The sequence below is a fragment of the Bradyrhizobium sp. USDA 4474 genome, from assembly GCF_054057515.1.
In genome coordinates, this window is sequence record NZ_JBSRZJ010000002.1 from 3,114,370 (window position 1) to 3,140,851 (window position 26,482).

At 65.2% G+C, this 26,482-nt stretch carries 21 protein-coding genes; 13 read left to right on the forward strand and 8 right to left on the reverse strand.

All coding sequences use genetic code 11. From position 1 onward, the window contains the following. Window positions 1-99: 99 nt before the first annotated feature. The 3 genes from ACVW16_RS16595 (at window position 100) to ACVW16_RS16605 (ending at window position 4,425) form a co-directional block, all read left to right on the forward strand. Window positions 100-2,763 (forward strand): bifunctional diguanylate cyclase/phosphodiesterase, encoded by a 2,664-nt coding sequence (locus ACVW16_RS16595; protein ID WP_456736930.1) that lies wholly within the window; start codon window positions 100-102, stop codon window positions 2,761-2,763. Between the two features lie 199 nt (window positions 2,764-2,962). Next, window positions 2,963-3,322 carry a hypothetical protein gene (locus ACVW16_RS16600; RefSeq protein ID WP_456700237.1) on the forward strand — a complete coding sequence of 120 codons (360 nt, stop codon included), beginning with the start codon at window positions 2,963-2,965 and terminating at the stop codon, window positions 3,320-3,322. A 221-nt stretch (window positions 3,323-3,543) separates the two neighbouring features. Continuing rightward, window positions 3,544-4,425, forward strand: coding sequence for an SDR family oxidoreductase (locus ACVW16_RS16605; protein ID WP_456736929.1), 882 nt, complete (start codon window positions 3,544-3,546; stop codon window positions 4,423-4,425). A gap of 70 nt (window positions 4,426-4,495) precedes the next feature. Here ACVW16_RS16605 and ACVW16_RS16610 read toward each other — a convergent pair whose 3' ends face one another. Further along, window positions 4,496-6,595 carry a methyl-accepting chemotaxis protein gene (locus ACVW16_RS16610; RefSeq protein ID WP_456736928.1) on the reverse strand — a complete coding sequence of 700 codons (2,100 nt, stop codon included), beginning with the start codon at window positions 6,593-6,595 and terminating at the stop codon, window positions 4,496-4,498. A 151-nt stretch (window positions 6,596-6,746) separates the two neighbouring features. After that, window positions 6,747-6,869 carry a hypothetical protein gene (locus ACVW16_RS16615; protein ID WP_456700240.1) on the reverse strand — a complete coding sequence of 41 codons (123 nt, stop codon included), beginning with the start codon at window positions 6,867-6,869 and terminating at the stop codon, window positions 6,747-6,749. Window positions 6,870-7,324: 455 nt separating this feature from the next. Here ACVW16_RS16615 and ACVW16_RS16620 point away from each other — a divergent pair, with 455 nt between their 5' ends. The 3 genes from ACVW16_RS16620 (at window position 7,325) to ACVW16_RS16630 (ending at window position 9,791) form a co-directional block, all read left to right on the forward strand. Further along, the gene (locus ACVW16_RS16620; protein WP_456736927.1) at window positions 7,325-7,462 is read left to right on the forward strand and encodes a hypothetical protein; all 138 of its coding nucleotides are present in this window, start codon (window positions 7,325-7,327) and stop codon (window positions 7,460-7,462) included. Window positions 7,463-7,580: 118 nt separating this feature from the next. After that, the gene (locus tag ACVW16_RS16625) at window positions 7,581-8,711 is read left to right on the forward strand and encodes a lactonase family protein (protein WP_456736926.1); all 1,131 of its coding nucleotides are present in this window, start codon (window positions 7,581-7,583) and stop codon (window positions 8,709-8,711) included. 192 nt (window positions 8,712-8,903) lie between these two features. Beyond that, window positions 8,904-9,791, forward strand: a complete 888-nt coding sequence (locus ACVW16_RS16630; protein ID WP_456700243.1) for an efflux RND transporter periplasmic adaptor subunit — start codon at window positions 8,904-8,906, stop codon at window positions 9,789-9,791. A gap of 175 nt (window positions 9,792-9,966) precedes the next feature. Here the strand turns inward: ACVW16_RS16630 and ACVW16_RS16635 are convergent, their stop codons facing one another. Continuing rightward, complete coding sequence (locus ACVW16_RS16635) at window positions 9,967-10,815, reverse strand: caspase family protein (RefSeq protein ID WP_456700244.1); 849 nt, start codon at window positions 10,813-10,815, stop codon at window positions 9,967-9,969. 406 nt (window positions 10,816-11,221) lie between these two features. Between ACVW16_RS16635 and ACVW16_RS16640 the strand changes: the two genes are divergently transcribed. The 4 genes from ACVW16_RS16640 to ACVW16_RS16655 all read left to right on the forward strand — a co-directional run bounded on the left by ACVW16_RS16640 (window position 11,222) and on the right by ACVW16_RS16655 (window position 17,535). Next, a complete protein-coding gene (locus ACVW16_RS16640) occupies window positions 11,222-12,949 on the forward strand; it encodes a hypothetical protein (protein ID WP_456736925.1) in 1,728 nt (575 codons plus the stop codon). Window positions 12,950-13,103: 154 nt separating this feature from the next. Further along, window positions 13,104-13,829: a thermonuclease family protein gene (locus ACVW16_RS16645; RefSeq protein WP_456700246.1), complete on the forward strand. Its 726-nt coding sequence runs from the start codon at window positions 13,104-13,106 to the stop codon at window positions 13,827-13,829. A 165-nt stretch (window positions 13,830-13,994) separates the two neighbouring features. Next, window positions 13,995-15,182: a pyridoxal-phosphate-dependent aminotransferase family protein gene (locus ACVW16_RS16650; protein WP_456700247.1), complete on the forward strand. Its 1,188-nt coding sequence runs from the start codon at window positions 13,995-13,997 to the stop codon at window positions 15,180-15,182. A gap of 244 nt (window positions 15,183-15,426) precedes the next feature. Continuing rightward, window positions 15,427-17,535 carry a S9 family peptidase gene (locus tag ACVW16_RS16655; protein ID WP_456736924.1) on the forward strand — a complete coding sequence of 703 codons (2,109 nt, stop codon included), beginning with the start codon at window positions 15,427-15,429 and terminating at the stop codon, window positions 17,533-17,535. Window positions 17,536-17,580: 45 nt separating this feature from the next. Here ACVW16_RS16655 and ACVW16_RS16660 read toward each other — a convergent pair whose 3' ends face one another. Together ACVW16_RS16660 and araD are read right to left on the reverse strand one after the other, a co-directional pair. Further along, on the reverse strand, window positions 17,581-18,300 hold the full coding sequence (locus tag ACVW16_RS16660) for a ribonuclease activity regulator RraA (protein WP_456700249.1): 720 nt from the start codon (window positions 18,298-18,300) through the stop codon (window positions 17,581-17,583). Window positions 18,301-18,309: 9 nt separating this feature from the next. Continuing rightward, a complete protein-coding gene (gene araD / locus ACVW16_RS16665; protein ID WP_456700250.1) occupies window positions 18,310-20,046 on the reverse strand; it encodes an L-arabinonate dehydratase in 1,737 nt (578 codons plus the stop codon). Window positions 20,047-20,300: 254 nt separating this feature from the next. Between araD and ACVW16_RS16670 the strand changes: the two genes are divergently transcribed. Further along, window positions 20,301-20,720, forward strand: coding sequence for a response regulator (locus tag ACVW16_RS16670; RefSeq protein WP_456736923.1), 420 nt, complete (start codon window positions 20,301-20,303; stop codon window positions 20,718-20,720). After that, complete coding sequence (locus ACVW16_RS16675; RefSeq protein ID WP_456736922.1) at window positions 20,698-24,294, forward strand: PAS domain S-box protein; 3,597 nt, start codon at window positions 20,698-20,700, stop codon at window positions 24,292-24,294. The genes ACVW16_RS16670 and ACVW16_RS16675 overlap by 23 nt, the downstream gene beginning before the upstream one ends. 42 nt (window positions 24,295-24,336) lie before the next feature. Here the strand turns inward: ACVW16_RS16675 and ACVW16_RS16680 are convergent, their stop codons facing one another. After that, window positions 24,337-24,972, reverse strand: coding sequence for a response regulator transcription factor (locus ACVW16_RS16680; protein ID WP_092239918.1), 636 nt, complete (start codon window positions 24,970-24,972; stop codon window positions 24,337-24,339). A gap of 174 nt (window positions 24,973-25,146) precedes the next feature. Between ACVW16_RS16680 and ACVW16_RS16685 the strand changes: the two genes are divergently transcribed. Further along, on the forward strand, window positions 25,147-25,464 hold the full coding sequence (locus ACVW16_RS16685; RefSeq protein ID WP_456736921.1) for a hypothetical protein: 318 nt from the start codon (window positions 25,147-25,149) through the stop codon (window positions 25,462-25,464). 53 nt (window positions 25,465-25,517) lie between these two features. On the opposite strand, the gene ACVW16_RS16690 is transcribed toward ACVW16_RS16685, so the two are convergent. Both ACVW16_RS16690 and ACVW16_RS16695 read right to left on the reverse strand, forming a co-directional pair. Continuing rightward, a complete protein-coding gene (locus ACVW16_RS16690) occupies window positions 25,518-26,021 on the reverse strand; it encodes a response regulator (protein ID WP_456700254.1) in 504 nt (167 codons plus the stop codon). A 142-nt stretch (window positions 26,022-26,163) separates the two neighbouring features. Next, entirely contained in the window at window positions 26,164-26,481 is a 318-nt protein-coding gene (locus tag ACVW16_RS16695) for a PilZ domain-containing protein (protein ID WP_456700255.1), read from the reverse strand. Window position 26,482: the final 1 nt, after the last annotated feature.

Here is a 26,482-nt window from a genome sequence, read left to right on the forward strand (position 1 = left end):
AGCTCCTGATTTTGTTCCGATTCATAGTTCCCTAACCGTTGCTGGTAACGGGCTCTTGTCGGTTTTGCTGCATCTTGCCTGTCAAGGGAGAGGACAGGGATGGGCGCATCAACAAGCTGGACCGCGCGGTTGCGCGCGTTGCTTCGCCGTTGGCGGGGCGCACCGCTGACGTGGCTGATCGTCGGCGGCTTCGTGCTGATGGCTGCGATGGCCGTCGGCACCGCGCTGACCGTCGATCGCTTCCGCCAGAACGCGATCGAGAGCGGCCGCGACAGCCTGGAAAGCTCGGTCCGCCTGCTCGCACGGCATTTCGACCGGCAATTCGAGGATTTTGCGGTGCTGCAGAAGAGCATCATCGCGGAGCTCGAAAGCTATGGCATCGATTCCCCCGATGTCTTCCGCAGCGAGATGTCGACGCTCGCCATGCACGAGGTGCTGCGCACCAAGGCCAGCGGCTGGTCCGACGTCGCCGGCGCCAATTTGTTCGATTCCAGGGGCGAGCTGATCAACTCGTCGAAGAGCTGGCCCGTCGCCGACATCTCGGTCTCCGACCGCGGCTATTTTATCAGGCTCAAGAACGATCCGGCCGCGCAGGAAGAGATCGAGGTCGTGCCCGGCCGGTTCGGCAGCGGCCCGGCGATCGTGTTTGCGCGACGCGTGTCGGGCGCGCATGGCGAGTTCCTCGGCATCGTGACCCGCGCGATCACGCCGGACCAGCTCGAATCCTTCTTCGCCTCGACCGGCCTCGGCGACGACGCCTCGATCGCGATGCACCACCAGAATGGCCAGCTGCTGGCGCGCGTTCCGCATCTCGACGCGATGATCGGACAGAACTTCCGCACCGGCTCGGCCGCGCAGAAAGCCGTGTTCGAGCGCAGCTTCGTCACCACGAAGCTCAAGAGCCCGATGGACGGCAAGGACCGCATCGTCGCCTCGCGCCGGCTCACCGGCGAGCCGCTGGTGGTGGTCGCCACCAAATCGCTGGACGCGACACTCGCCACATGGCGCACGCAAACCAAGTTCTTCGTCACCGTCGCCGTGCTGTCGATCGGCCTGCTCGTGCTCACGCTGTTCCTGATCTTCCGCCAGGTGACCAACCGCGTCTCGCTGGAGAAGCAGCGGCTCGACACCGCCCTGAATACGATGACCCAGGGGCTCTTGATGTTCGACCAGGACGAGCGGCTCGTCGTCTGCAACCGCCGCTACATCGAGATGTACGGGCTCTCGACCGCAGTGGTGAAGCCAGGCACGACTTTCCGCGACGTGATCCAGCACCGCGCAGATACCGGCTCATTCCACGGTGACGTCGACGCCTATTGCGCAGACATCCTGAGCAATGCGGGGCGCCTCCAGAGCACCATCGTCGAGACCTCCGGCGGCCGCCTGATCGAAATCAAAAACCATCCCGGCGCGGCCGGTGGCTGGCTCGCCACCCACAACGACGTCACCGAGCGCATCCGCGCCGACGAGCGCATCGCACACATGGCGCATTACGACGCGCTGACCGACCTGCCCAACCGCGTGCTGATGCGCGGACATCTGGAGCGGCGCGTGGCGGAGCTCGCCCAAGGCAGGTCATTTGCGGTCCTCTATATCGACGTCGACGAGTTCAAGGGCGTCAACGATTCGCTCGGCCACGAGGTCGGCGACGAATTGCTGCGCCAGGTCGCCAGCCGCCTGCGCGCCTGCGTCAGCGACGACGATCTCGTGGCGCGGCTCGGCGGCGACGAGTTCGCCATCGTCAAGGCCGGGAGCTCGGACCAGGACGAGCTGGCGGCGCTGGCCGAACGGATCCTGAAGGCGCTGCGCATCCCCGTCGATTGCAAGGGCCAGGAGATCACGACCGACGCCAGCATCGGCATCGCGATCGCGCCGGACCACGGCGACATCATCGACGACCTGCTCAAGCGCGCCGATCTGGCGATGTATGCGGCGAAGTGCGAAGGGCGCGGCACCTTCCGCGTCTTCGTGCCGGAATACGACGCCAAGGCGCGGCAGCGCCGCCAGCTCGAGATCGACCTGCGCCAGGCGCTGGCCCGCCGCGAATTCGAGGTGCACTACCAGCCCCTGGTGGATCTCTCCGCCAACGTCGTCACCGGCTGCGAGGCGTTGCTCAGGTGGCGCCATCCGGAGCGCGGCATGGTCTCGCCCGCCGACTTCATTCCGGTCGCTGAGGACACCGGCCTGATCGGCGAGATCGGCGAATGGGTGCTGAGGCAGGCCTGCACCGAGGCGGCGTCGTGGCCCGGCGACATCCACATCGCGGTCAACGTCTCGCCGGTGCAATTCCGCTCCAAGACGCTGGCGCTCAAGGTTGCAACCGCGCTCTCCGAGTCAGGCCTCGCGCCGGGGCGGCTCGAGCTCGAGATCACCGAAACCGTGCTGATCCGCGACGACGCGGAGGCCCTGACCGTCCTGCAGCAGCTGCGCGATCTCGGCGTGCGCATCGCGCTCGACGATTTCGGCACCGGCTATTCGTCGCTGAGCTATCTGCATCGCTTCCCGTTCGACAAGATCAAGATCGATCGCAGCTTCATCAGCGACATCGGCCAATCCGAGGATTCCTCTCCGATCGTCCAGGCCGTGGTGCACATGGCCGCGGCCCGCCACATGGCGACGACGGCGGAAGGCGTCGAGACCGAAGCGCAAGCCGCGGTGCTGCGGCAGCTCGGATGCAGCCAGATGCAGGGCTGGCTGTTCAGCCCGGCCGTGCCGGCGGCGAAGCTGAAGCAATTGCTGGCGAAGCAGGCGGCGGCGGCCTGAGGCCGGCCCCCGCCCGCATTGCAGCGACGTTCGCGTGGTCCAGAGCAAATAGGATCAAACCTCGCATCTCGCAGTTATCGCGCTGCTGAGACGGCCGGGAACTCCGGCCGGGCGGGCCTCAGTCGACATTGCATCACGCACAACGCGGGCGACTTGCCGCCTGCGATCGGTTGCGCGCGTGCACATCAAGCGAGGCGACATGGCGATCGTGACTTCCAGGATGATTCCACTCATAGCGGCCGCCGCATTGATCGGCTTTGCCGCGCAGGCGCGCGACGACGGCCGCTTTGCGAACTCCCCCCTCAAGGGCTGGTTCGAGAGCCTGCACAGCAAGGGTGGCGGGCCCTGCTGCGCGGATGCGGACGGCACGGCGCTCGACGACGTCGATTGGGAGACGCGCGGTGGACACTATCGCGTGAGGATCATGGGTGACTGGATCGACGTGCCCGACGACACCGTCATCACCGAACCGAACCGCATCGGCCGCACCATCGTCTGGCCCTATTACGTCAACGGCCGCGCCAACATCCGCTGCTTCATGCCCGGCAGCATGACCTGAGAAGACCGGAGCAACGAATTGGCTTCAGCCGCATGCTGCCGGCTGCACAGCCCCATGCGGCCTGACCGACCCTCCGCGCCGGGCGCCCGATGAAGCCAGCAAGCGCAGGCAGATCAGTCTGTTCCATCTGTGAGACACACGGTCTAAAAATAGCGTCTATCGGCTCTAATTCGGATCACTAATTTGCGGGGTGTCTTCTAACCCCAGCAAGGAGCGATCCCATGACCATCCTCGTAGCAGGCGCCACCGGCCGCGTCGGCCGCCACGTTGTCCGGCAACTCGTCGAGCGCAACGCCAAGGTGCGCGTGCTGACCCGTGATCCCGCGAAGGCCGACGTGCCCTCAGGCGTCGATGTCGCCAAGGGCGACCTTCTCGACATCGACTCGTCGCGCGCGGCGTTCGACGGCGTGAGGACGCTGTTCCTGCTCAACGCCGTGACCGGCGACGAATTCACGCAGGCGATCATCACGCTGAACATCGCCCGCGAGGCCGGTGTCGAACGGGTCGCCTATCTGTCGGTGTTCGACGCCGACGCGGCCGTGAACGTGCCGCACTTCGCCGTGAAATCGGGCGCCGAGCGCATGCTGGCGCAGATGGGGTTCAGCGCCACCATCCTGCGCCCGAGCTATTTCATCGACAACGAGCTCATGATCAAGGACGTGATCCTCAATCACGGCGTCTATCCCATGCCGATCGGCAGCAAGGGCGTCGCCATGGTCGACGCGCGCGACATCGCCGAGGTCGCTGCGATCGAACTGATCCGTCGCGACCGGGCGCCGGAAAAGCTTCCGGTCGAGACCATCAACCTGGTCGGGCCCGACACGTTGACCGGACCTGACGTGGCGAAGATCTGGTCTGATCTCCTGGGGCGCCCGGTCGTCTATGGCGGCGACGATCCGAGCGGGTTCGAACAGAACATGGCGAGCTTCATGCCGAAATGGACGGCCTACGAGATGCGCCTGATGGCCGAGCGTTATGTCACCCACGGCATGATCCCCGACGCCGGCGACGTCGAGCGGTTGACCACTATCCTCGGTCGTCCGCTGCGCTCCTACCGCGACTTCGCGGCGGAGATCGCGGCGGCGACGACAAAGTCCACCTGACGGGGCGGCAACGACCCGATGGCGCACCGCTTCGTGCCGCGTAGCGTCCCGGGACGAGACCGGAGCTGCGCTACGCCGCCCGGAGATCGCCGACGAAGCGGTCGACGTCGCGCTTGAGATCGTCGGACAGGCGCGCCAGCATCTTGGCGGAGTCGAGCACCTCGCCGGCGGCCGCACCGGTCTGCCCGGCGGCCTGGGACACGCCGGAGATGTGCCGCGAGACCTCGTTGGTGCCCTGCGAGGCCTGCTGCACGTTGCGCGCGATCTCGCGCGTCGCCGCGCCCTGCTCCTCGACGGCAGCCGCGATCGCGGCTGCGATCTCGTTGACGCGCTGGATGGTGGTGCCGATCGACTGGATCGCAGTGACCGAGGATTTGGTCGCGCCCTGGATCGCGGCGACCTGGCCGGTGATCTCTTCGGTCGCCTTCGCGGTCTGCGTGGCGAGATTCTTCACTTCGGAAGCGACCACCGCAAAACCGCGTCCGGCGTCACCTGCGCGCGCCGCCTCGATGGTGGCATTGAGCGCGAGCAGATTGGTCTGCTCGGCAATGCCCGTGATCAACGCGACGACGTCGCCGATGCGCTGGGCGGCGTCGGCCAGCGCCTGCACCTCGGCGTTGGTGCGATCGGCTTCGCTGGCGGCAGCGCCGGCGATGCTGGAGGATTCCGCGACCTGCCGGCTGATCTCGCTGATCGAGGCCGAGAGCTCTTCCGTTGCCGCCGCAACCGTCTGAACGTTCGAAGAGGCATCGCCCGACAGGCTCGCGACCGAGGCCGCCTTGGACGAGCCCTGCTCGGCGGTCGAGGACATCGACTGCGCCGTGGCATTCAGCTCGCCCGACGCCGACGCCAGCGTGTGCAGCGATTCCGTGACGGTCTTTTCGAACTGCTCGATCAGCCGATCGATGGCGAGCTGGCGCCGCTCCTTCTTGGCCTGCTCGGCAGCCCTTTCTTCGCCGAGGCGGTCGCCCGTGATCATGTTCTCCTTGAACACCGACACGGCACGCGACATTTCGCCGATCTCGTCGCCGCGCTCGATGCCTGCGAGCTCGATCGCATAGTCGCGCTCGGCGAGCTTGCGCATCGCCTGCGTCAGCTTGCGGATCGGCGTAGAGACGCGGCTCTGAACCAGGATGAAGCCGAACACCGTGATGGCGAGCGCGACCAGCATCATCGCGCCGTTGAAGACGAGGCTCCATATCGCAGCCGTCTTCTGCTGCCCGGCACGGGCGACCATCTCGGCCAGCGCCGCCTGACCAGCCTCGACGTAAAAATTGAGAATGGCGGTATTGAGCTTGGCAAGCTCCACGCCCTTGATCTCGATGGTCTGGTTGTTGCTCAGCGCCTTGATGAGTCCCTGCTGGCGTTCGACCATGGCGACGGCGTCGCCCTGCTTCGAACGCGCGACCACGTCGGTGAGGCTCGCAGGCGCGTCAGTGCGGCTTGCGGCATCCTGCACTTGGCTCCAGGCCTGCTTGGCACGACCGCCGTCCTCGGCCGCCCCGACAATGTCGGCGGCGGTCCAGGGCTTTGCGGCAGCACCCGCGGCCTCGAGACGGATCGCGATGAGGCCGCCGAAATTGCGCGCGGCCCAGGCGGACTGCTTCACGCCGAGGAGATGATCGACCACGGGGTCCGTGAGCTTGAGCGCGTTCTCGAGGGCAGTGGTCAAGTCGAGTATGGAGTCGAGATAGTCCTGCGCCGTTTTCCTGAACTCGTCGGCCGCCCTGGTGTCGCGCGCCGCCTTCGGCTGGTGGATCAGGGCTTCGGCCTTGGTTCGCAGCGGCAACAGCGCGTCATGGAGCGCAACGAACTTGCCCAGCAGGCCGGCAAGGCGGGAATCGGACACGCCGTCGAGGCGTTCGAGCACGATCTTGTAGGCAGCTTCGGACAGTTGCCGGTTGGCAGCGATCCGCTCATCGGCAGCGGCATTGGCAGGCTCTTCGGCAACCAGCGCCGACAGGAAGGTGCCGCGCTCGATCCTGAAGCCGAGCAGCGCCGTGAAAAGCTGCTGGTCAGTCCCGGCGTAGCGCTCGACCTTTTGCGCCGCGCTGTTGCGCTCGATGGCACCGAACAGGCCGGTCGAGAGCTGCCCGACGAGGAACAGGCCGAGGACGCCGATGATGGCGCCGAGAACAGAACGAATGGAGGGATTGCCGAACGATGCCATGGGAGCGCCGGGTCTCTGAATCGGATAAGGATGCAGGAAAGTACCGGCTTGCCCCTAAGATTTGGTTCACCACATGCCCATCGGCCCGCAGGAGGCGCGGGGCGGAGCCCGATTTGCACCGGTCGGGGGCGCGACGTTCAAGTCATCAGCTTCACTTCGAACGCCTGATGGGGTGAACCTCGACGAACTCGGCGTCCGGATGCGCGATGATGGTGGCGAACATGATGCCGCTGATGATGAGCGACCAGGCGGTGTCCCAATAAATCCAAAACACTTGCCAGCCTCCTTTTGCCAGCCTCCTTTTGCCGGCCTCCGATTGTCGTCCTCGCCCGCGAGACCCTTGGCAACGGCGGGAAGAGGCTGCCGTTCCCTGCAGGCGAAAGCCTAGCGATCTCTTGTCTTGGTCGTCGCGACCTTCCGATCGGTTTCACCGGCGCGGCGTTTTGCCACGACGTCTTCATCCCCAGCGCCTTCGCGCGGACGCGGTGGCGGCTTGGGCTGGCCGGACTGTCCGCCGTGCTTACCGCCCATATCGGGTTTGCCTTCGAGGTCGTTTTCGCGGGGCATGCCGGGTCAATGCACGCGGCCGGCAATCGTTCGTCATTTGGATTCGTAATTTACCGGAGCGCCGTTCGGCTGTGAACGAGTTCATATCGGCGCCACCTTTTTGCGGTGCACGATAGTTGGCGCACTGGACGCGTCGAACCTTGGACGGACGGATTTGGCCTCATGACGAAGCAACTCGTGGCCTGGACCATCCTGACCTCGGCCTTGCTCGCCGTCGCCATATGGACGGTGCTCGGGCCGCCCGACCATGAGGCCGGCTCGCATCTGCCCTCGCGCGACCTGACGGCGTCGGTGCGCTAGCGCAGCAGCGGACCGATACAATTTCGGCATCGATCGATCTCATCTGAAATTTGGTGCAAGGGATTACGAGCCGCTATCCTGCCGCAAAACGACTGGCCGTACCGGCAGGAGGACGCCCTTGATCAGACCGACACGCCGCGCGGTGATCGCCAACACGCTCTTCACCGCTCTTGTCACCTCTGTTGTCACCTTTCTTGCCCTCGTTTCCGGAGTCCGTGCCGGCATGGCCGAAACCTTCGCCTATGTCGGCAATGCCGACAGCAACAGCATCAGCGTGTTCAAGCTTGCCGGGAACGGCGAGATGACCCCGGTGCAGACGGCCGCCTTCACCGGCGTCGAGAAGCCCGGCTCCTCGACACCACTTGCCATCACGCCCGACCATCGCGTGCTGATCGCCGGCGTCCGCGCGCAGCCGTTCGTCGCCGTGAGCTTTGCGATCGATCCCACGACCGGTCTCCTCAGCCCGATCGGCAACGGGCCGCTCGCCGACAGCATGGCCAACATCGCAACCGATCGCACCGGCAAGGTGCTGTTCAGCGCCTCCTATGGCGGCAACAAGGTCGCACTGAATCCGCTTGCCGCCAACAGCGTCGTCGCCGAGCCGAAGCAGGTGATCCCGACCGGGTTGAACGCGCACGCCTTCCTGCCCTCGCCCGACAACCGCTTCGTGTTCGCGACCAATCTCGGTTCGGACCAGGTGCTGAGCTTTGCGTTCGACGCCGCCGCGGGCACGCTGACGCCGGGCGATCTGCCGGCGATCAGGGCGCCGGAAAAATCCGGGCCGCGGCACTTCGTGTTCCACCCCAACGGCAAGTTCGTCTATCTCATCCACGAGCTGAACGGCGACGTCGCGGCCTACAGCTATGAGGCCGAGAGCGGAGCCTGGAGCGAGATCCAGCGCACCACGGCCCTCCCGGAAGCTTTTTCAGGAAAACCTTGGGCCGCCGACATTCACGTCACCCCTGACGGCCGCTTTCTCTACGCCTCCGAACGCACCAGCAACACGCTGACCGCCTACAAGGTCGATGCATCGAGCGGCAAGCTGACGACGATCGGGAGCGTGCCGACCGAGAAACAGCCCCGCGGCTTCAACATCGATCCCACCGGCCACTATCTCGCCGCGGTCGGCGAGCTCTCCGACGGCATGACCGTCTACGCCATCGACCAGGCCAGCGGCGCGCTCAGCAAGCTGAAATCCTACCCCACCGGCAAGAGGCCGAACTGGGTGGAGTTTGCGACGCTGAAGTGAGGGCTCTTTCTTACCCTCCCCTGGAGGGGACGGGTACGAACCTCTTTGCTTATGCAGCGACAAAGCCAACAGGCGGCATGGCGCCGCCTGCGCTGCGGCATTCTCACCCGGTCAGCCCATGGCCCGCCGCCATCGCTTCTGCTATCGATCGGGCCATATCGCTGAGAGCCTTGCAGCCAACCGGAATGACCGATGCGTTCATTGCCTGCGCGTTCCCTGTCCCAGACCTTCGCAGCTCTCGCCGGACTGGCGCTGATCTCCGCCCTGCCCGCCCGCGCGGCTGATGACGACGCGCCAAAAGGGCCGGCGGTCACGGTGCTGAAAGCGGCCAAGTCCTGCTTCTCCGACATCGTCGAGGCGACCGGCTCGATCATGGCGCGCGAGGAAACCTCCGTACGGCCCGAGCGTCCCGGCCTGAAGGTGACCGAGGTGCTGGCCGACGCGGGCGAGACCACGACGGCCGGCCAGGTGCTGGCGCGGCTGGCGCTGCCCGAAGGCGGCACGCTCCAGGTCACCGCGCCCGTGGCCGGCGTCGTCGCCACCTCCACCGCACAGATCGGCGCGCCTGCCTCGGCCAGGGGCGAGGCGCTGTTCACGATCGTGGCGCGCAGCGAATACGACCTCGTCGGGCTCGTTGCGACCAACGACATCAGGAAGCTCGCGGTCAATCAGCCTGTCACCGTGCGCATTGCCGGGGCCGGCGATATCGATGGCAAGGTGCGCCGCATCGGTCCGACCGTCGAGCCGAACATCCAGCAGGGCATGGTCTATATCGGCATCGCCCCGCAGCGGAGGCTACTGATCAACGCGAGCGGGCGCGCGCTGATCAAGACCGGCCAGAGCTGCAACGTCGCGGTGCCGTTGACGTCGGTGCAATATACATCCGCGGGCACCGTGGTGCAGGTGATCCGCCGCAACCGCGTCGAGACCAAGCGCGTCGAGACCGGATTGATGTCGGGCGGCAATATCGAGGTTCGCGACGGCCTCAACGAAGGCGACATCGTCGTCGCTCGCGCCGGCGCGCTCTTGCGCGAAGGCGATCCGGTGCGCCCGGTGATGGCCGCGGAAGCGGCGAAGTAGATTTTCACCACACCCGTCATTGCGCGCGCAACGACGATGGAGAGACAGTCGTGGCCCAAGCACGCATGCCGTAGGGTGGATCAGCCGAAGGCGTAATCCACCGATTTGCTTTCCGAGCCGAGAGAGAAGCGGTGGATTACGCTTCGCTAATCCACCTGCGAGCCCTGCGAAAAGACTACCCGCCGGCCTGATCGAAATGCACGTCCTCGAGCAGCGAGGACGAAACGGTCGGGACCTGATCGCCTTCGGAGGCGCGGGAGATGGCGAGGCGGGTCTTGTTGAAGACGCTCTCGGCGCTGCCCTGCGTCGCGAGGTTGGCGAGGAGCTCGCTGACCAGCGTCGAGTGCTCACCCTTGCCGTCGTCCACGACCTTGCCGGGCGAGGCGGACGTCAGGATCAGCGCATTGTCGGGCGTACCGATCGGCGCGAGACCGTGGCTGTAAGAACGGAAGCGGCGCTCGTAGGGATTGCGGCGGGACGCATCGACGACGACGAGCTTGGCCTTGGCACCCTGCTCCTTCATCATCTCGAGCACGCCCTCGATCGAGACGCCCTGACGGCGCACGTCGCTTTCCTTCCAGATCACGGCGTCCACAGGCAGCATGTAGCTCTCGCGGCCGGCCTGCACGCCATAGCCGCCGAAGAACAGCATGACGGTGGTGTCGTGCTTGATACGGGACTTCAGGCGGTTGACGGCGCGGACCATGTCGTCCTTGCTCGCGTCTTCCACCATGTCGACGTCAAAGCCGTTCTTGCGCAGGCTGGAGGACAGCGCGCGTGCATCGTTGATCGACTGCGTCAGCGGCGCGCTGGCGTCGGGATAATGCCCATTGCCGATCACGAGCGCGAGACGCGAGGTCTCGCCCACCGAACCCGTGACCTGGTCGGTCGAAACGGCCTTGGCGGCGTCGAGCGCGCGCATGTTGAGGGCAGCATGGGCGCCGATCGCCAGCGACACCGTGCCGACGAGGGCCGCGGCGAGCGCAATCGAGCGTCGGGAAATGTCGAGCTGCCTTACATTCATCTCGCTTCATTCCTGTCAGTGCCAAAGACCGGCCAAGCGCGCGCGCACTGCTTGAGTAGCGCGATGGCGTCTTTAGGTTTGAGGGATTGGCCGGGGGTGTGCCCCCGAATTGCGCGCAATTTGCGGCACCGCACCAAATAAAGCCTTAACCTGAGATCGCCGCCTCGGCAATAGACCATGCCGAATTAGATCTAAGCCTCTGAATCTGTTACGAGAATTTTGCTTCCTGGAATCCGCCTCCAGGGTTCCTCGGTCACCTTCCGGGAGCGGAAATGCAGCTTTTGTGTCCGAGATTTACGTGACGTCGGTCACATTTGAATTTCCCGCGAATCCGGGTAGCTTTTTCAAAGACTTGCAGGGGGCAGTCGTCAACCTGGCCTCCCAGTTCCCCGCGACCAGGTATTTCATGAGCCTCCATTATTTCGCAGGCGCCGCGTGCCGAGCGCTGACGGCACGAAAAGACGGCCCCTCCCTTTATGATGTCTGCGATCCCGTCCTGTCGGGCCAAGCCGGCGGCGATCCGCATTTGGCAAAATTCTACAAGACCGCGCTCGGCAATCCCGCTTTGCGCCTGCTGCTGCGCCGTGCCGGCGTGAGCGAACTGCGCGACGGGGCGAAGCTGACCCGGCTGCGCGAGGCACTCGCCCGCGCCCGCGACGATGCCGAACCCGATTGGGCCGCGGTCGGCCGGCCCATTGCCGAACTCGTGGACACCATCACGCTCGACCACCCCAAGCCGCCGCCGGCCATGTTCGTCGGCGCGATGCCGACGACGGCACAGATCGACGGCGCGATCCGCGATTGCGCGCAGCATCTGCTCGTCTCATTCGGCAAAAACGGCTTTCTGCCGACCTATGCCGCCTTCAACCTGATCGGCGATGCTGATTTCCGCGGGCGCGAGCTGATCATGGCGCTCACCGGGTTGAATGCGCGCGGCTACAAGAATTCATCGATGCTGTTCAACCTCGCCCGCGTCTTCATCGCGCGTTCGCCCGCTCGCGCCGTGATCAATCCGCCCTGGCGAGGGATCGCCGAGCCGATGTGGGAACCGGTGCAGATCCGCCACCGCTCGGCCTATTATGATGCGTTCTTCATCGAGGCACTGTTGAGCTATGTCGAAACCGGGCTCGCCTCGCCCACGGACAGGATCGCGGCCGAGCGCGCGATCGCCGACATGGTCGATTTCTGCGTCAACATCAGCCGTGAGGAGGTCGAGGGCAGCAACGGCCAGCGCTTCAACGTCATCACGGCGCTGGCGCCCGCGCCGCATCCGCGCTTCTCCCGCTATTTCGCGCAGATCAAGCAGGACCTCGGCTTCGGCGTCTATGTGCCTGACTGCGACACCACGGCGTGCTCGATCTCGGCGGCGACGCAGGCCGGCTGCACCGATGAGATCATCGACCAGCCGCTGCTGGATTTCTACGCGGGCTACCAGGTGCTATCAGGCGTCAACGAGGCGCGCGTGACGGTGCCGCTCAACGACAACATCGACTACGAGGGCGGCGTCGCCACCTGGATCGACAATGTCAGGGGCGAGCGCCCCTACGGCAATGATCTCGATCCGACGCTCAATCTCGACATTCTCGAGGTGAGCTTTCGCAATCTGGCGCGCTGGAAGATCCTGGAGACGCCTGCGCGACTTGCGACCGTGCACCGGATCATCGGCTTCCAGAAGCGGCTGGCGGCGAGCGGCGCCTTCGCCAATCCGCGCTCGCACATCTATTATCTGCCGGAACTCTACAGCGCCTATTTCGGCCGCTGCTATGCGGCCTTCCTGGCACTGCCGCCGGCGGCGCAGGCCGCGATCGATCCGAACGGCGATTTCGACTTCATCCGCCATCGCGTACTCTCCTACGTCAAGGTCGAGCTGATGGCCGCGGAGATGAACGTGTTCGACGCCGCGCTGGCGCTGATTGCGCTTGGCCATCTCGGCGCCGATCCGCGCGCCTTCGCCCCAGCCCTGAACGTGATCGTCGATGCCATCGGCGAAGGCGGCCGCCGCGGCCCGTTCCGCGCCTATGAATGGAACAAGATGAAGACCCCGACGCGGATCCTGGTCGGCGGTCCCGAGGTGACGTCGGCATTCGTGCTGATGGGGCTGGCAGTGGCGAAGCGGGCGATGGCGCGGGGGTGAGGCTTTGCTCTTACTCCCTGGGGGGGGGGAGGGTAAAGCAAGACCGCAATGACGGGAAGTTGAAGCCCTCTCCGTTCGGCATATGCTGGTCGAGAGGCCCAAAGCCGACCACAATTGCGGGCTCTATCGAGATTTTCATCACGCGCGGACCGGCATGTTGCGAAAATTCCTGATTGCGCTGTCTTTGCTCAGCTTGCCGTCGATGGCGCAGGCGGCCGACATCAGCGGCACCGCGAAGGTCCGCGAGGGTGATTCCGTCCTGATCGGCAATACGCGGATCCGGCTCGGCGGCATCGACGCGCCCTCGGTCGACCAGCTCTGCCTCAACACCAAGAGCGAGCGCTGGACCTGCGGCGTCGCCGCGCGCGACGAGCTCGCCAAATACAGCGACGGCAAAAACTGGGTCTGCCATGCCCGCTCGATCGACCGCCGCGGCCGCACCGTGGCGCGCTGCGAGGTCGGCGGCGAGGACATCCAGAAATGGCTGGTACGCAACGGATGGGCGCTGGCCTATACCCGCCTCTCGAAGGACTACGAGGCGGACGAAGCTGCCGCGCGTGAGGCCAAAGCCGGGATGTGGCAGGGCGCCTTCATCGCGCCCTGGGACTGGCGCGTGCGCAACAAGAAGACGGTGATTCTCGGCGCCACCAAGCCGCCCGACGGCGCTCATGCGGTGCTGCTCGCCTCGGCCTCCGGACCGGTTGCGCCCTCGCCTGACTGCACCATCAAGGGCAACGTCAATACATCGGGTGAGTGCATCTATCACACCCCGACCAGCCGCTGGTACGCCCAGATCAAGATGAAGATCAGCAAGGGCACCCGCTGGTTCTGCTCGGTCGAGGAGGCGGAAGCCGCCGGCTGCCGCGAGACCAAGCGATAGAGCAGTGTCCGGAACAGTGTGACGCGGTTTTTGCGAAAAGACCATGCTCAAAGCAAAAAGCCGCCCCAGACCTGCGTTTTGAACGCTTTGCTCGGGCCTTTCCGCCGCGTAGAAGAGTAGATCAGCGACCCACCAGACCGTCTTCACGGCACAAGGAAGATAACAATGACCGTTCGCGCGGGCCGGGAATTTCTGGCCATCCCCGGGCCCACCACGATGCCCGACGCGGTGCTGCAGGCGATGCATCGTCCCGGGATCGACATCTACTCCAAGCAGATGACCGACCTGACCGAGAGCCTGCTCCGGGACATCTCGAAACTGTTTGCGACCAAGGGAAAATCCTACATCTACATCGCCAACGGCCATGGCGCCTGGGAAGCGGCGCTGAGCAACGTGCTGTCGCGCGGCGACAAGGTGCTGGTGCTGGAGAGCGGTCGCTTCGCGATCGGCTGGGGCAATGCGGCGTCGCTGATGGGCGCCGAGGTCGAGGTGCTCAAGGGCGACTGGCGCCGCGCGGTACGACCGCATGAAGTCGAGGAGCGGCTGCGCCGCGACACCGAGCACAGGATCAAGGCCGTCGTCGTCGTCCAGATCGACACGGCCTCGGGCGTGCAGAACGACATCGAGGCGATCGGCAAGGCGATCAAGGCGGCCAATCATCCCGCGCTCTACATGGTCGACACCGTGGCTTCGCTCGGCTGCATACCGTTCGAGATGGACAAATGGGGTGTCGACGTCGCCATGTCCGGCTCGCAGAAGGGCCTGATGACACCGCCCGGCCTCGGCTTCGTCTCCGCCAACGAGCGCGCGTTGGACGCGCACAGGAGCGCGAACATGGCGACGCCCTATTGGAGCTGGAGCGAGCGCGAAGGCGCCGAGCATTATCGCAAATATGCCGGCACAGCACCGGTGCATCTGTTGTTCGCGCTGCGCCAGGCGCTCGACCTCCTGCACGAGGAAGGCCTGGAGAACGCGTTCCGCCGCCACGCCTTGCTCGGCGAGGCCACGCGCCGCGCGGTCGGCGCATGGTCGGAGGGCCAGGTGCTCGGCTTCAACGTTGCCGAGCCGCATGAGCGCTCCAACACCGTGACCACGGTAACCATGACCAGTGGCCACGATCCCGCGGTGCTGCAGCGCTATTGCAAGGAAAAGTGCGGCGTCGTGCTCGGCACCGGCATCGGCGATCTCTCGGGACAAGCCTTCCGCATCGCTCACATGGGCCATGTCAACGCGCCGATGCTGCTCGGCACGCTCGGCGTCATCGAAGTCGGCCTCAACGCGCTGAAGATCCCGCACGGCAAGCGCGGCCTCGAGGCTGCGGTGGCGTATCTCGGCGAGCAGGTGGCGGTGTAGCGTTTTCTTCGCCTCTCCCCGCTTGCGGGAGAGGCCGGAATGCGCGCGCCAAGCGCGGATTCCGGGTGAGAGGGACTCTCCGCGAGTGCAACTCTCGCCTCCCCCGTGGAGACTCCCCCTCACCCCACCCTCTCCCCGCGCGCGGGGCGAGGGAGCCAACGGCCGGCACCCTTGGCACTTCTTTAAATTCCCTGCGTTCGATCTGATATAGGGGCAAGACACGCCCCCTGACACGAGGATCGATTTGCCCAAATCCGCCAGCACAACCCCGACCGTTCCCGTCGCCCCGCGCCGGCCGCATTCGTTCACCCGTCACGGCCTCACCGTGATCGACGATTACGCGTGGCTGAAGGACGCGAAATGGCAGGACGTGCTGCGTAACCCCGCGGTGCTCGATCCCGATATCCGCAAATATCTGGATGAGGAGAACGGCTACACCGAGAGCCTGCTCGGCCACACCGCAAGCCTGCAAAAGACGTTGGTGCGCGAGATGCGCGGTCGCATCAAGGAGGACGATTCCAGCGTGCCGTCGCCGGACGGACCGTTCGCCTACTTCCGCCGGTTTCGCGAGGGCGGTCAGCACGAGCTGTTCGGCCGCATGCCGCGGCATGGCGGCGTTGAGCATATCGTGCTCGACGGCGATGCGCTGGCAAAAGACCACAAATATTTCAAGTTCGGCGGCAGCCGCCACTCGAACGATCACAAGCTGCAGGCCTGGAGCGCCGACACCAAGGGCTCGGAGTATTTCACCATCCGCGTGCGCGACTGGGCAAGCGGCAACGATCTCGACGATGTCGTCGAAGAGACCGATGGCGGCGTGGTCTGGGCCTCGGATGCGAAGTCTTTCTTCTATGTGAAGCTCGACGACAATCACCGCCCCATGCAGGTGTGGCGGCACAGGCTCGGCACCCGGCAGGCCGACGACGCGCTGGTCTACGAAGAGCAGGATTCCGGCTGGTTCACCCATCTGCACGAGAGCACCAGTGGTCGTTTCTGCGTGATCGCCGGTGGCGACCACGAGACGTCGGAGCAGCGGCTGATCGATCTCGCGCATCCCGAGGCGCCGCCGCGCCTCGTCGCCGCACGCGAGGAAGGCGTGCAATACTCGCTGGCCGACCGCGGCGAGGAGCTGTTCATCCTCACCAATGCCGAGGATGCCATCGACTTCAAGATCGTCACCGCGCCGCTTTCGTCACCCGAGCGCAAGAACTGGCGCGACCTGATCCCGTATCGCCCGGGCATCTACATCATCGACCTCGATCTCTATGCCGGCCATCTGGTGCGGCTGGAGCGCGCCAATGCATTGCCGTCGATCGTGATCCGCGATCTCGCGACCAAAGAGGAGCACGCGATCGCCTTCGACGAGGCCGCCTATTCGCTCGATACGATGGGCTCCTACGAATTCGACACGACGAATTTGCGCTTCTCTTACTCGTCGATGACGACGCCGTCGGAAGTCTATGACTACGACATGGTCACGCGCACGCGCAGCTTGCGCAAGCGCCAGGAGATTCCGTCCGGCCACAACGCCGCCGATTACGTCACCACCCGCATCATGGCGAAAGCGCAAGACGGCGCCGAGGTGCCGGTGTCGATCCTGTATCGCCGCGGCCTCGAGCTCGACGGCGCGGCGCCGCTTCTGCTTTACGGCTATGGCTCCTACGGCGTGGCGATGCCGGCCTCCTTCAGCGCCAACCGCCTTTCGCTGGTCGACCGCGGCTTTGTCTATGCCATCGCCCATATCCGCGGCGGGGCCGACAAGGGCTGGGGCTGGTATCTCGACGGCAAACGCGAGAAGAAGACCAACTCGTTCGACGATTTCGCCGCCAGCGCCCGCGCGCTGATCGATGCGAAATACACGCGCGCCAAACGCATCGTCGGCCATGGCGGCTCGGCCGGCGGCATGCTGATGGGCGCGGTGGCCAACCGTGCCGGTGAACTGTTCGCAGGCATCGTCGCCGAAGTGCCGTTCGTCGACGTGCTCAACACCATGCTCGACGACACGCTGCCGCTGACGCCGCCGGAATGGCCCGAATGGGGCAACCCGATCGAGAGCGAGACGGATTTCCGCACCATCCTGTCCTACTCGCCCTACGACAATGTCGCGGCGAAGGACTATCCGGCGATTCTGGCGATGGGCGGGCTGACCGATCCGCGCGTCACCTATTGGGAGCCCGCCAAATGGATCGCGCGGCTGCGCGCGACCATGACCGGCGGCGGTCCGGTGCTGTTGCGCACCAACATGGGCGCCGGCCACGGCGGCGCCTCGGGACGCTTCGACCGGCTCGATGAAGTCGCGATCGTTTACGCATTTGCACTGTGGGCAACGGGGATGGCGGAGGCTGGGGTATAGCCCCAGCGTCGTCCCGGCTTTCGTCAGGACGACGCTGCGCTCAACTTAGCGGCCGTTCCTCTTCCGCCATTCCGCGAAGTCGGTGAGTGTCTGCGGATCCGTCGCGGGATAGAGGCCGAAGATGCCGCGGCCTCGGCCTACTTCCTCGGTGACGAAATCCTCGAACGCGGTCATCTCGAAGGTTTCGTTGGCGATCTCATCGGCGAGATGGGCTGGGATCACGATGACGCCGTCGGCATCGCCCAGAATGACGTCACCGGGAAACACCGGCGCATCGCCGCAACCGATGGGAACGTTGATCTCGATCGCCTGGTGCAGCGTGAGATTGGTCGGCGCCGAGGGGCGATGGTGGTAGGCGGGAATGCCGAGCTTGGCGATCTCGGCGGAATCGCGAAATCCGCCATCGGTGACGACGCCGGCGACACCGCGCTTCATCAAGCGCGTCACCAGGATCGCGCCGGCCGAGGCCGCGCGCGCGTCCTTGCGGCTGTCCATCACCAGCACCGCGCCCGCGGGACAATCCTCGACAGCCTTGCGCTGCGGATGGGAACGATCCCTGAAGACGTCGATGGTGTTGAGATCCTCGCGCGCCGGCATGTAGCGCAGCGTGAAGGCCTCACCGACCATAGTCGGCTTGTCCGGCCCGACGGGATGCACATCCTGGATCATCTGGATGCGCAAGCCGCGCTTGAACAGCGCGGTGGCGACGGTGGCGGTGGAGACGGATTTGAGCTTGGTACGGGTGGCTTCGGAAAGCTTTGACATGTGCGTCCCTCAGTAAATGGACGGCTCGCCGACAGGCGCGCCGAAATCGGTCTCGAGGAAATCGAAGTCGCAGCCGTCATTGGCCTGCTTGATGTGTTTTGTGAACATCCAGCCGTAGCCGCGCTCGAAGCGGCGCTCGGGCTGCTTCCAGGCGGCGCGGCGTTTTTCCAGTTCAGCCTCGGGGACGTCGAGATCGATGGTGCGGGCGGCGACGTCGAGCGTGATGCGGTCGCCGTTCTGCACCAGCGCCAGCGGGCCGCCGATATAGGACTCCGGCGAGACGTGCAGGATACAGGCGCCGTAGCTGGTACCGCTCATGCGCGCATCGGAGATGCGCACCATGTCGCGCACGCCCTGCTTCACGAGTTTGGTCGGAATCGGCAGCATGCCCCATTCCGGCATGCCGGGACCGCCCTGCGGTCCGGCATTGCGCAGGATGAGGATGTGGTCCTCGGTGACATCGAGGTTGGGATCGTCGACCGCCTTCTTCATCGACGGATAGTCGTCGAACACCAGCGCGGGTCCGGTGTGCTTGAGGAAGCGTGGCGCACAGGCGGAGGGCTTGATGACGCAGCCATCGGGCGCGAGATTGCCCTTGAGCACCGCGAGCGCGCCCTCCTTGTAGATGGGATTGCCGACGGAGCGGATCACATCGGCATTGTGCACCTCGGCGCCCTCGATGTTCTCGCCAAGGGTCTTGCCGGTTACCGTGATGCAGTCGAGGTGCAGATGGTCCTTGATCTCTCCCATCAGCGCCGGCAGGCCGCCGGCATAGAAGAAGTCTTCCATCAAATAAGCATCGCCGCTCGGACGCACATTGGCGATCACAGGCACCTTGCGGCTCGCGATCTCGAAATCGTCGAGCCCGATGTCCTGTCCGGCGCGGCGGGCCTGCGCGATCAGATGGATGATCGCGTTGGTCGAGCAGCCCATCGCCATCGCGACCGCGATCGCGTTCTCGAAGGCTTTCCGGGTCTGGATCGTCTTCGGCGTCAGGTCCTCCCACACCATCTCGACGATGCGGCGGCCGCATTCCGAGGCCATGCGGATATGATTGGCGTCGGCGGCCGGAATCGAGGAGGCGCCCGGCAGCGTCATGCCGATCGCTTCCGCGATCGCGGTCATGGTCGAGGCCGTGCCCATGGTCATGCAGGTGCCATAGCTGCGGGCGATGCCGGCTTCAATGTCGAGCCAGTCCTTGTCGGAGATCTTTCCGGCACGTCGCTCGTCCCAATATTTCCACCCATCGGAGCCGGAGCCGAGCGTCTTGCCCTTCCAATTGCCGCGCAGCATCGGTCCCGCCGGCAGATAGATCGCCGGGATGTTCATCGAGGTTGCGCCCAGCAGCAGCGCGGGCGTGGTCTTGTCGCAGCCGCCCATCAGCACCACGCCGTCGACGGGATGGCTGCGCAGCAGCTCCTCGGCTTCCATTGCAAGGAGATTGCGATAGAGCATCGTGGTCGGCTTCAGCAGCGATTCCGACAGCGACAGCGCCGGCAATTCCACCGGCAGGCCGCCGGCCATCAGGATGCCGCGCTTGACGTCGTCGACGCGCGACTTGAAGTGCATGTGGCACGGCTGCGCGTCGGACCAGGTGTTGATGATCGCGATGCAGGGCCGGTCCTTCCACTCCTCCGGGGCGTAGCCCATCTGCATGGCGCGGGAGCGGTGGCCGAACGAGCGGAGATCGTCGGGCGCAAACCAGCGCGCGCTGCGGAACTGGTCGGGTGTTTTCTTCTTGATCATGATCCTCGTCCCTCGGAAAATCTGACCTGCTCTTCTCACAGGCCATCTACCCCTCGCAAGGCACCCCCGGGGGCGGCGGAGCGGGCCCCTGCTATGCACGTAGAGGTGCATAGGCACCAGCGCGACGCAAGATCGAGCCTGTCCGTGCCGCCGGCCGCGAAGTGCTTGCAGGGCGGGCACGATCCGCGCAAGACTTTCATAGTCGGGAGCTTTGATTTGGGTCGAGGGGCACATCGCCATCCCGGAGGTTTAACGTGGCCAACATCCTGATCGTGGATGACGACCCGTCCGTTCAGCGGACGATCCGGATGCTGCTGGAGCGGGCCGGCCACCACGTCACGGTCGCCGGCGACGGTCGCAAGGCCCTTGCTCTGTTCGAAGGCAGCCAGTTCGATTTGCTGTTGCTCGACATCTTCATGCCAGGCATGGACGGGCTGGAAACCATGCGGCACATCCAGGGACTGCAGCCGAAAATACCGATCGTCGTCATATCCGGCCGATCGATCACGCCGGATAGCTATGCCGAGCCGAATTTCCTGAAGATGGCGACCAAGCTCGGCGCGGTCACGAGCTTGCAGAAGCCGTTCCGGGTGGATGCGCTGTTTGCGGCGGTCGACCGCTGCCTGAAGGCAGGCGAGTCGGAGGGGGCCGATGTCAGCACCGGCGGCCGATGACAAGGACGTTCGTTCCGTTCCAGGCCGGAATGGGCGCCGCAATTCCGGGGGCGACGCCAATATTCCCCTGACGCTCGCAACCCGGCTCGCCATCGCGATGATCCTGCTGGTGGCGGTGACCGTGGCCGCCGTCGGCTGGTTGAGCTATCGCAATGCCACCCAGGCCGTCATCCCGCGGGTCCTGGAACGCGTCGAAGCCCAATCGCGGCTGCTGGCAAGCAATCTCGAATCCTACGTCGCCGGAGCGCGCGGCGATCTGCTCGGCTATCGCTCCGCCGCCGCGATCAACGGCCTGATCCGCGCCCATATCGGAGGCGGCATCGATGCTCTCGACGGCGTTTCGGAGCAAACCTGGCGCGAGCGCATCGCAGAGCGGCTCGCGGCCGAGATCGACGCCAAACCCGGCTACGGGCAGTTTCGCATCATCGGCATTGACGACGATCAGCGCGAGTTGGTCCGCGTCGATCGCTCCGGTCCCAATGGAACGGCGCGGATCGTCCCCAACGGCGAACTGGAGCGCAAGAGCGAGCGAGCCTATTTCCAAGACACGATCCGGCTGCCGCCGGGCGAGATCTATGTCTCGTCCGTCGATCTTGCCAGCCGCCAGGGCGGCACCACGGATCTCCACATTCCGACATTGCGGGTCGCGATCCCCCTGTTCACGCCCGACGGCAAGCCGTTCGGCATCATCATAGCCAATATCGACATGCGGCCCGCACTCGACCGGGTGCGCTCGACGGCAGGGGCCGGGAGCGAAATTTTCGTCGTGAATGCGCGCGGCGACTATCTCGTTCATCCCGACCGCGCGCAGGAGTTCGGCTCGTTGCGCGGCCATCCGACCGACTGGCGGCACGATTTTCCGTTTTTCGCAGCCCGGGCCGGCACGCTGGATGGAGCCACGGAACTGATGACCGACCCGTCGGGCAAGCCGAGCGGAGCGGCGATCGCGCCGACCTTGCTCGCAGGCAAGGAATGGATCGCAGTCATCGAGAGGGTGCCTCCGCCGGTGTTCAACCGCGTGCCGGCGGCGGTCCAGAAAACCTCCCTGGTTGTCGGCGTGCTGGCCGTCCTTGCCGCAGCTTCGCTCGCCGTGTTGCTGGCGCGCTCATTGACCAGCCCGATCGGGCGCCTGACCGCCGCGGTGGAGGCGATCGGCAGGGGGCGGGCCGCCGACATCCCCGTCGATGCCGGCGGTGAGACCGGTGTGCTGGCGCGGGCCTTTGCCCGAATGGTCGAAGAGATGCGGGCCAAGACGGCCGCGCTCGAACGCGAGATCGAGGAGCATCGCCGAACCGAGGCCGCGCGAATCCATCACGAAGCGCGCGAGCGCCTGTTCAGCGCCGCGGTCGAGTCATCGGACGATGCGATTGTGATGCAGTCGCTCGATGCCATCATCACCGGCTGGAATCCCGCCGCCGAACGCCTCTATTTCTATACGGCGGATGAGGCGATCGGAAAGTCCACCGCGATCATCGTCCCGGCCGACCGCCGGGAACAAGGCAAGGACTACCTGCGGAGGATTGCCCGGGGCGAGCCGATCGAACGCTTCGAGACGGTGCGCCTGCGCAAGGACGGAACTCCGGTCGAGATCTCTCTCAGCCTGTCCCCGATCAGGGGACCGTCAGGCGAGATCGTCGGCGTCTCGGGCTCGGCGCGCAGCCTGACCGAGGCGCGGCGGGCCGAGCGGGCGCTGCAACAGACCCTCGAGGAACGGCGGCAGCTGTTCGATACCTCGCAGGACCTGATCATGATCACGAACTCGCACGGCGAGATCGTGCAGATCAACCCGAGCTGCGAGACCATTCTCGGCTACCGGCCCGACGAGATGATCGGGCATACCGGCGTCGATTTCATTCACCCCGACCACCTCGATCGATCCCGCGCGGAGATGCGCGCGCTCCGGCACGGCGGACACCCGAAGCTGGCCGACACCCGGGTCTTCCACAAGGACGGGCGCGAGGTCTGGCTCTCCTGGCTCGGCAATTGGTCGGATCAAGCCAAGCGCTTCTTCTTCGTCGGGCGCGACATGACCGAGGCCAGGCTCGCGGCCGAATCCTTGCGTGACAGCGAGCAGCTTGCCCGTAACATCGTCGAGACCGCGCTCGACGCCTTCGTCCAGACCGACGATCGCAGCACCATCCTGAACTGGAGCTCGCGGGCCGAGGAGCTGTTCGGCTGGCGGCGCGACGAGGCGCTCGGCAGGAACGCGGTCGACCTGATCGTCGCGGAGAGCGAGCGCGAAAGGGTCGAGACCGGCCTCGCCCGGTTCCTCGATTCCGCGGAAGAGCAGACGCTCAACCGCCGCCGCGAACTCATGGTCCGCCGCCGCGACGGCAAGGAATTCAGGGCCGAGCTGAGCGTCACTGCGCTGCAGCGCCGCGAGGGCATTCTGTTCAACGTGTTCTACCGCGACCTCACCGACAAGATCGCGTCCGAGGAGCGCATCCGCCATGCCGAGAAGATGGAGGCGGTGGGCCAGCTCACCGGCGGCGTGGCGCATGATTTCAACAACATCCTCACCGTCATCACCGGGACCATCGAGATCCTGGCCGATGCCGTCGCCAAGGATCCGCGGCTGGCCGCGATCACGAAAATGATCGACGAGGCGGCCGGGCGCGGCGCCGAGCTGACCCAGCATCTGCTCGCCTTCGCGCGCAAGCAACCGCTTCAGCCGCGCGAGATCGACGTCAATTCGCTGATCATCGACACCGCAAGACTGTTGCGGCCGACGCTGGGCGAGCAGATCCAGATCGAATCCGTGTTCGAGGACGAGAGCTGCGTCGCGATCGTCGACCCGAACCAGCTCACCACGGCGATCCTCAACCTCGCCCTCAATGCGCGCGACGCGATGCCTGCCGGCGGCAAGCTGATCGTGGAGACCGGCGCTGCCTATCTCGACGAGATCTATGCCAGCGTGAACGACGTGCGGCCCGGCCAATACATGATGATCGCGGTGAGCGACACCGGCACCGGCATTCCATCCCACATGCTGGCGCGCGTGTTCGATCCCTTCTTCACCTCGAAAGGCCCGGGCAAGGGCACCGGGCTCGGGCTCTCGATGGTCTACGGCTTCATCAAGCAGTCCGCGGGGCACATCAAGATCTACAGCGAGGAAGGCCACGGCACCACGATCAAGATGTATCTGCCGCCGGGCAAGACGCCGACGGCGGTCAATGACGGCGTCCCGGCGACGACGGTCGAGGGTGGGCACGAGACCATCCTCGTGGTCGAGGACGACCGCCTGGTTCGGGAATATGTGCTCGCCCAGCTGCACTCGCTCGGTTACGTCACCTTGCAGGCAGCCAATGCCGCCGACGCGCTCACGATCGTTGCGAGCGGCAAGCCGTTCGATCTGCTGTTCACCGACGTCATCATGCCGGGCAAGATGAACGGACGGCAGCTCGCCGACGAGGTGTTGAAGACGCGGCCCGACCTGAGGGTGGTCTACACATCAGGCTATACCGAGAACGCGATCATCCACCACGGCCGGCTGGATTCGGGTGTGCTGCTGCTGGCGAAGCCTTATCGCAAGTCGGATCTGGCGCGGATCATCCGCAAAGCGCTGAGCAGTTGACGTCGGCGCCGGCTCGAGTGAACGACAGTAGCCCGGATGGAGCTACGACGCGCGCTGGGCCGCCGTCATCACGATCCGGATCAGGTCGGCGGCATTGCGGGCGCCGAGCTTCTTCATGATGTTGGCGCGGTGATCCTCGATCGTGCGCGGGCTGATGCCGAGGGTGCGGCCGGCTTCCTTGTTGGAAGCACCGGCAGCGAATTGCTCGAGCACCTCGCGCTCCCGACGGGTCAGCGGCTCACGCCCGGGGAAATGCAGCGAGCCGAATTTGGGCGAGGCGCTCTCCGACTGCCTGCGTGCATAGGCGCCGATGGCTTCATCCAGACGGCCGACGATCTCACTGCCGCGAAACGGCTTCTCGATGAAATCGAGCGCGCCGCTCTTGATCGCGCCCACCGCCATCGCAATGTCACCCTGGCCGGAGATCATGAAGATCGGAGCCGGATAGTCCTCGCCGTGCAGCTCCTTGAGAATGTCGAGGCCGGACTTTCCGGGAATGTTCACGTCGAGCAGGACCGCGGCCGGTGTGCGGCTGCGCGCGACGGAAAGCAGTGCTGCGCCGTCCGCGAAACAGATCACCTCATAGCCCGCCGCCTTCAACACCATCGACAGGGTGTCGCGAACAGCCGGGTCGTCGTCGACCACGAAAATCTCACCACGGGAGGTTTGTTCGACCATGTGCCATGTCCATTTGCCAAGGCGACCGCCAAGTCCATTTGGCATTCAAGGATCGTGCCCGCGCCCCAATCCATGGTTTTCGGCGCAGGTTCGGCCCACCCGCATTTGTACGGGACATGAACTTAACGCACAAGTAGCGGCAAGGTGCCTTATTGCGGGGGACGGAGAATATCCATGCTAAATTACGCCGGCACACCCCCGCTCGCTGCGATGGCCGAAACCGACAGTCGTCAGCTGATCGCTGCCGAACTGCGTTCCCTGATCGCACGCATCGACATCAGCATGCGTCTGATCGACGCTGCTATGACCCATGATGATATGGACTCGGAGGACGACAGCGCTACCTTGGGCGCCGACTTGGGTTCCATCGAGATCGTCGTGCTCGACGACGTCACGCCCCGTTATGCCGCGGCAAGCGCGGCCCTCAATACCTGCCGGGCGGAGCTCCGCCAGGCCCTGCAAAAACTGTCGGAATCCGGCAATCCGCCCTAGTTGTGCATCAGCGCGGCTGAATTGCCGCAGCCGATTGCATGCAGTTCCGCGCCTCAGGCGCGGTGCCGCTCCACGATCGCGTCGCTGGCGACGCCGCCCCAGGTATGAATCGTCGGCAGGCCCATCGCCGTCTTGCCGAGATTGGCGAGGCTGATGCGCAGCGCGGCGAGATCCAGCGGCTTCGGCAGGCTCTGCAGCTCGATCCCGACGGAGCGGGCAAAGCTGCGGGCGGCGCTGCGGCGCTTGCCGTCCATGCCGCTGATCACGATCACGAAGCCCGTGAATTTCGCCGCAGCCATCTCCCGCAGGACGTCGATGCCGTCACCATCCTCCAGCAGGAGATCGAGCGTCACGCAGTCGAAGCGCGCGGCGCGCAGCTTTTCGATCGCTTCGGCGACCGAGGGCGCGACGGTGACCTCGTGGCCCGCCTGCTTGGCGGCCACCGTGATCAGGCTGCGCTGCGTGGCATCGTCATCGACCACGAGGAGCTGAAGCGCGCGCCGCTCGGCGGCATCGGGCAGGTTTGAGGAGATGGGGGAAAGAGAGCTTCTTGGCATGGCCGGACCCTGAGATTGCGACCGTCAATCGATACACGGTGCACGCTTAGGCCGAGTAAAGCCGGACCTTGGAATTCGCTCCGATGTTTTCAGAAAATGTGAAGCAACGCGTCGGGAAGCGTCGCGTGTGACGCCCTGGCGATCACGCCACCGCATCATGGTCGCCGGCAGCGCCACGCTTCTTGCGGTTCTTGCCACGCAGGAACTGGATGTCCATCTCGGCGCCGTTGACGCGCACGAGCTCGCAACGGCGGTAGGCAAGCCCGGTGGATGACAGCAGCAGGAAAAACTCCTTCAGGTTCAACCCCTGAATGGAGCCCTCCACCGTGAGGATGGCGTCGCTGTCGGAAATCGCATTGAGCGTACAGTCGCGCCGCCACGTGCCGTCGATGGCCATGATGCAGACATCATAGCCGCGACTGAACGTGACGCGCTCGACGCCTTTGCCGTCCTCGGCCATG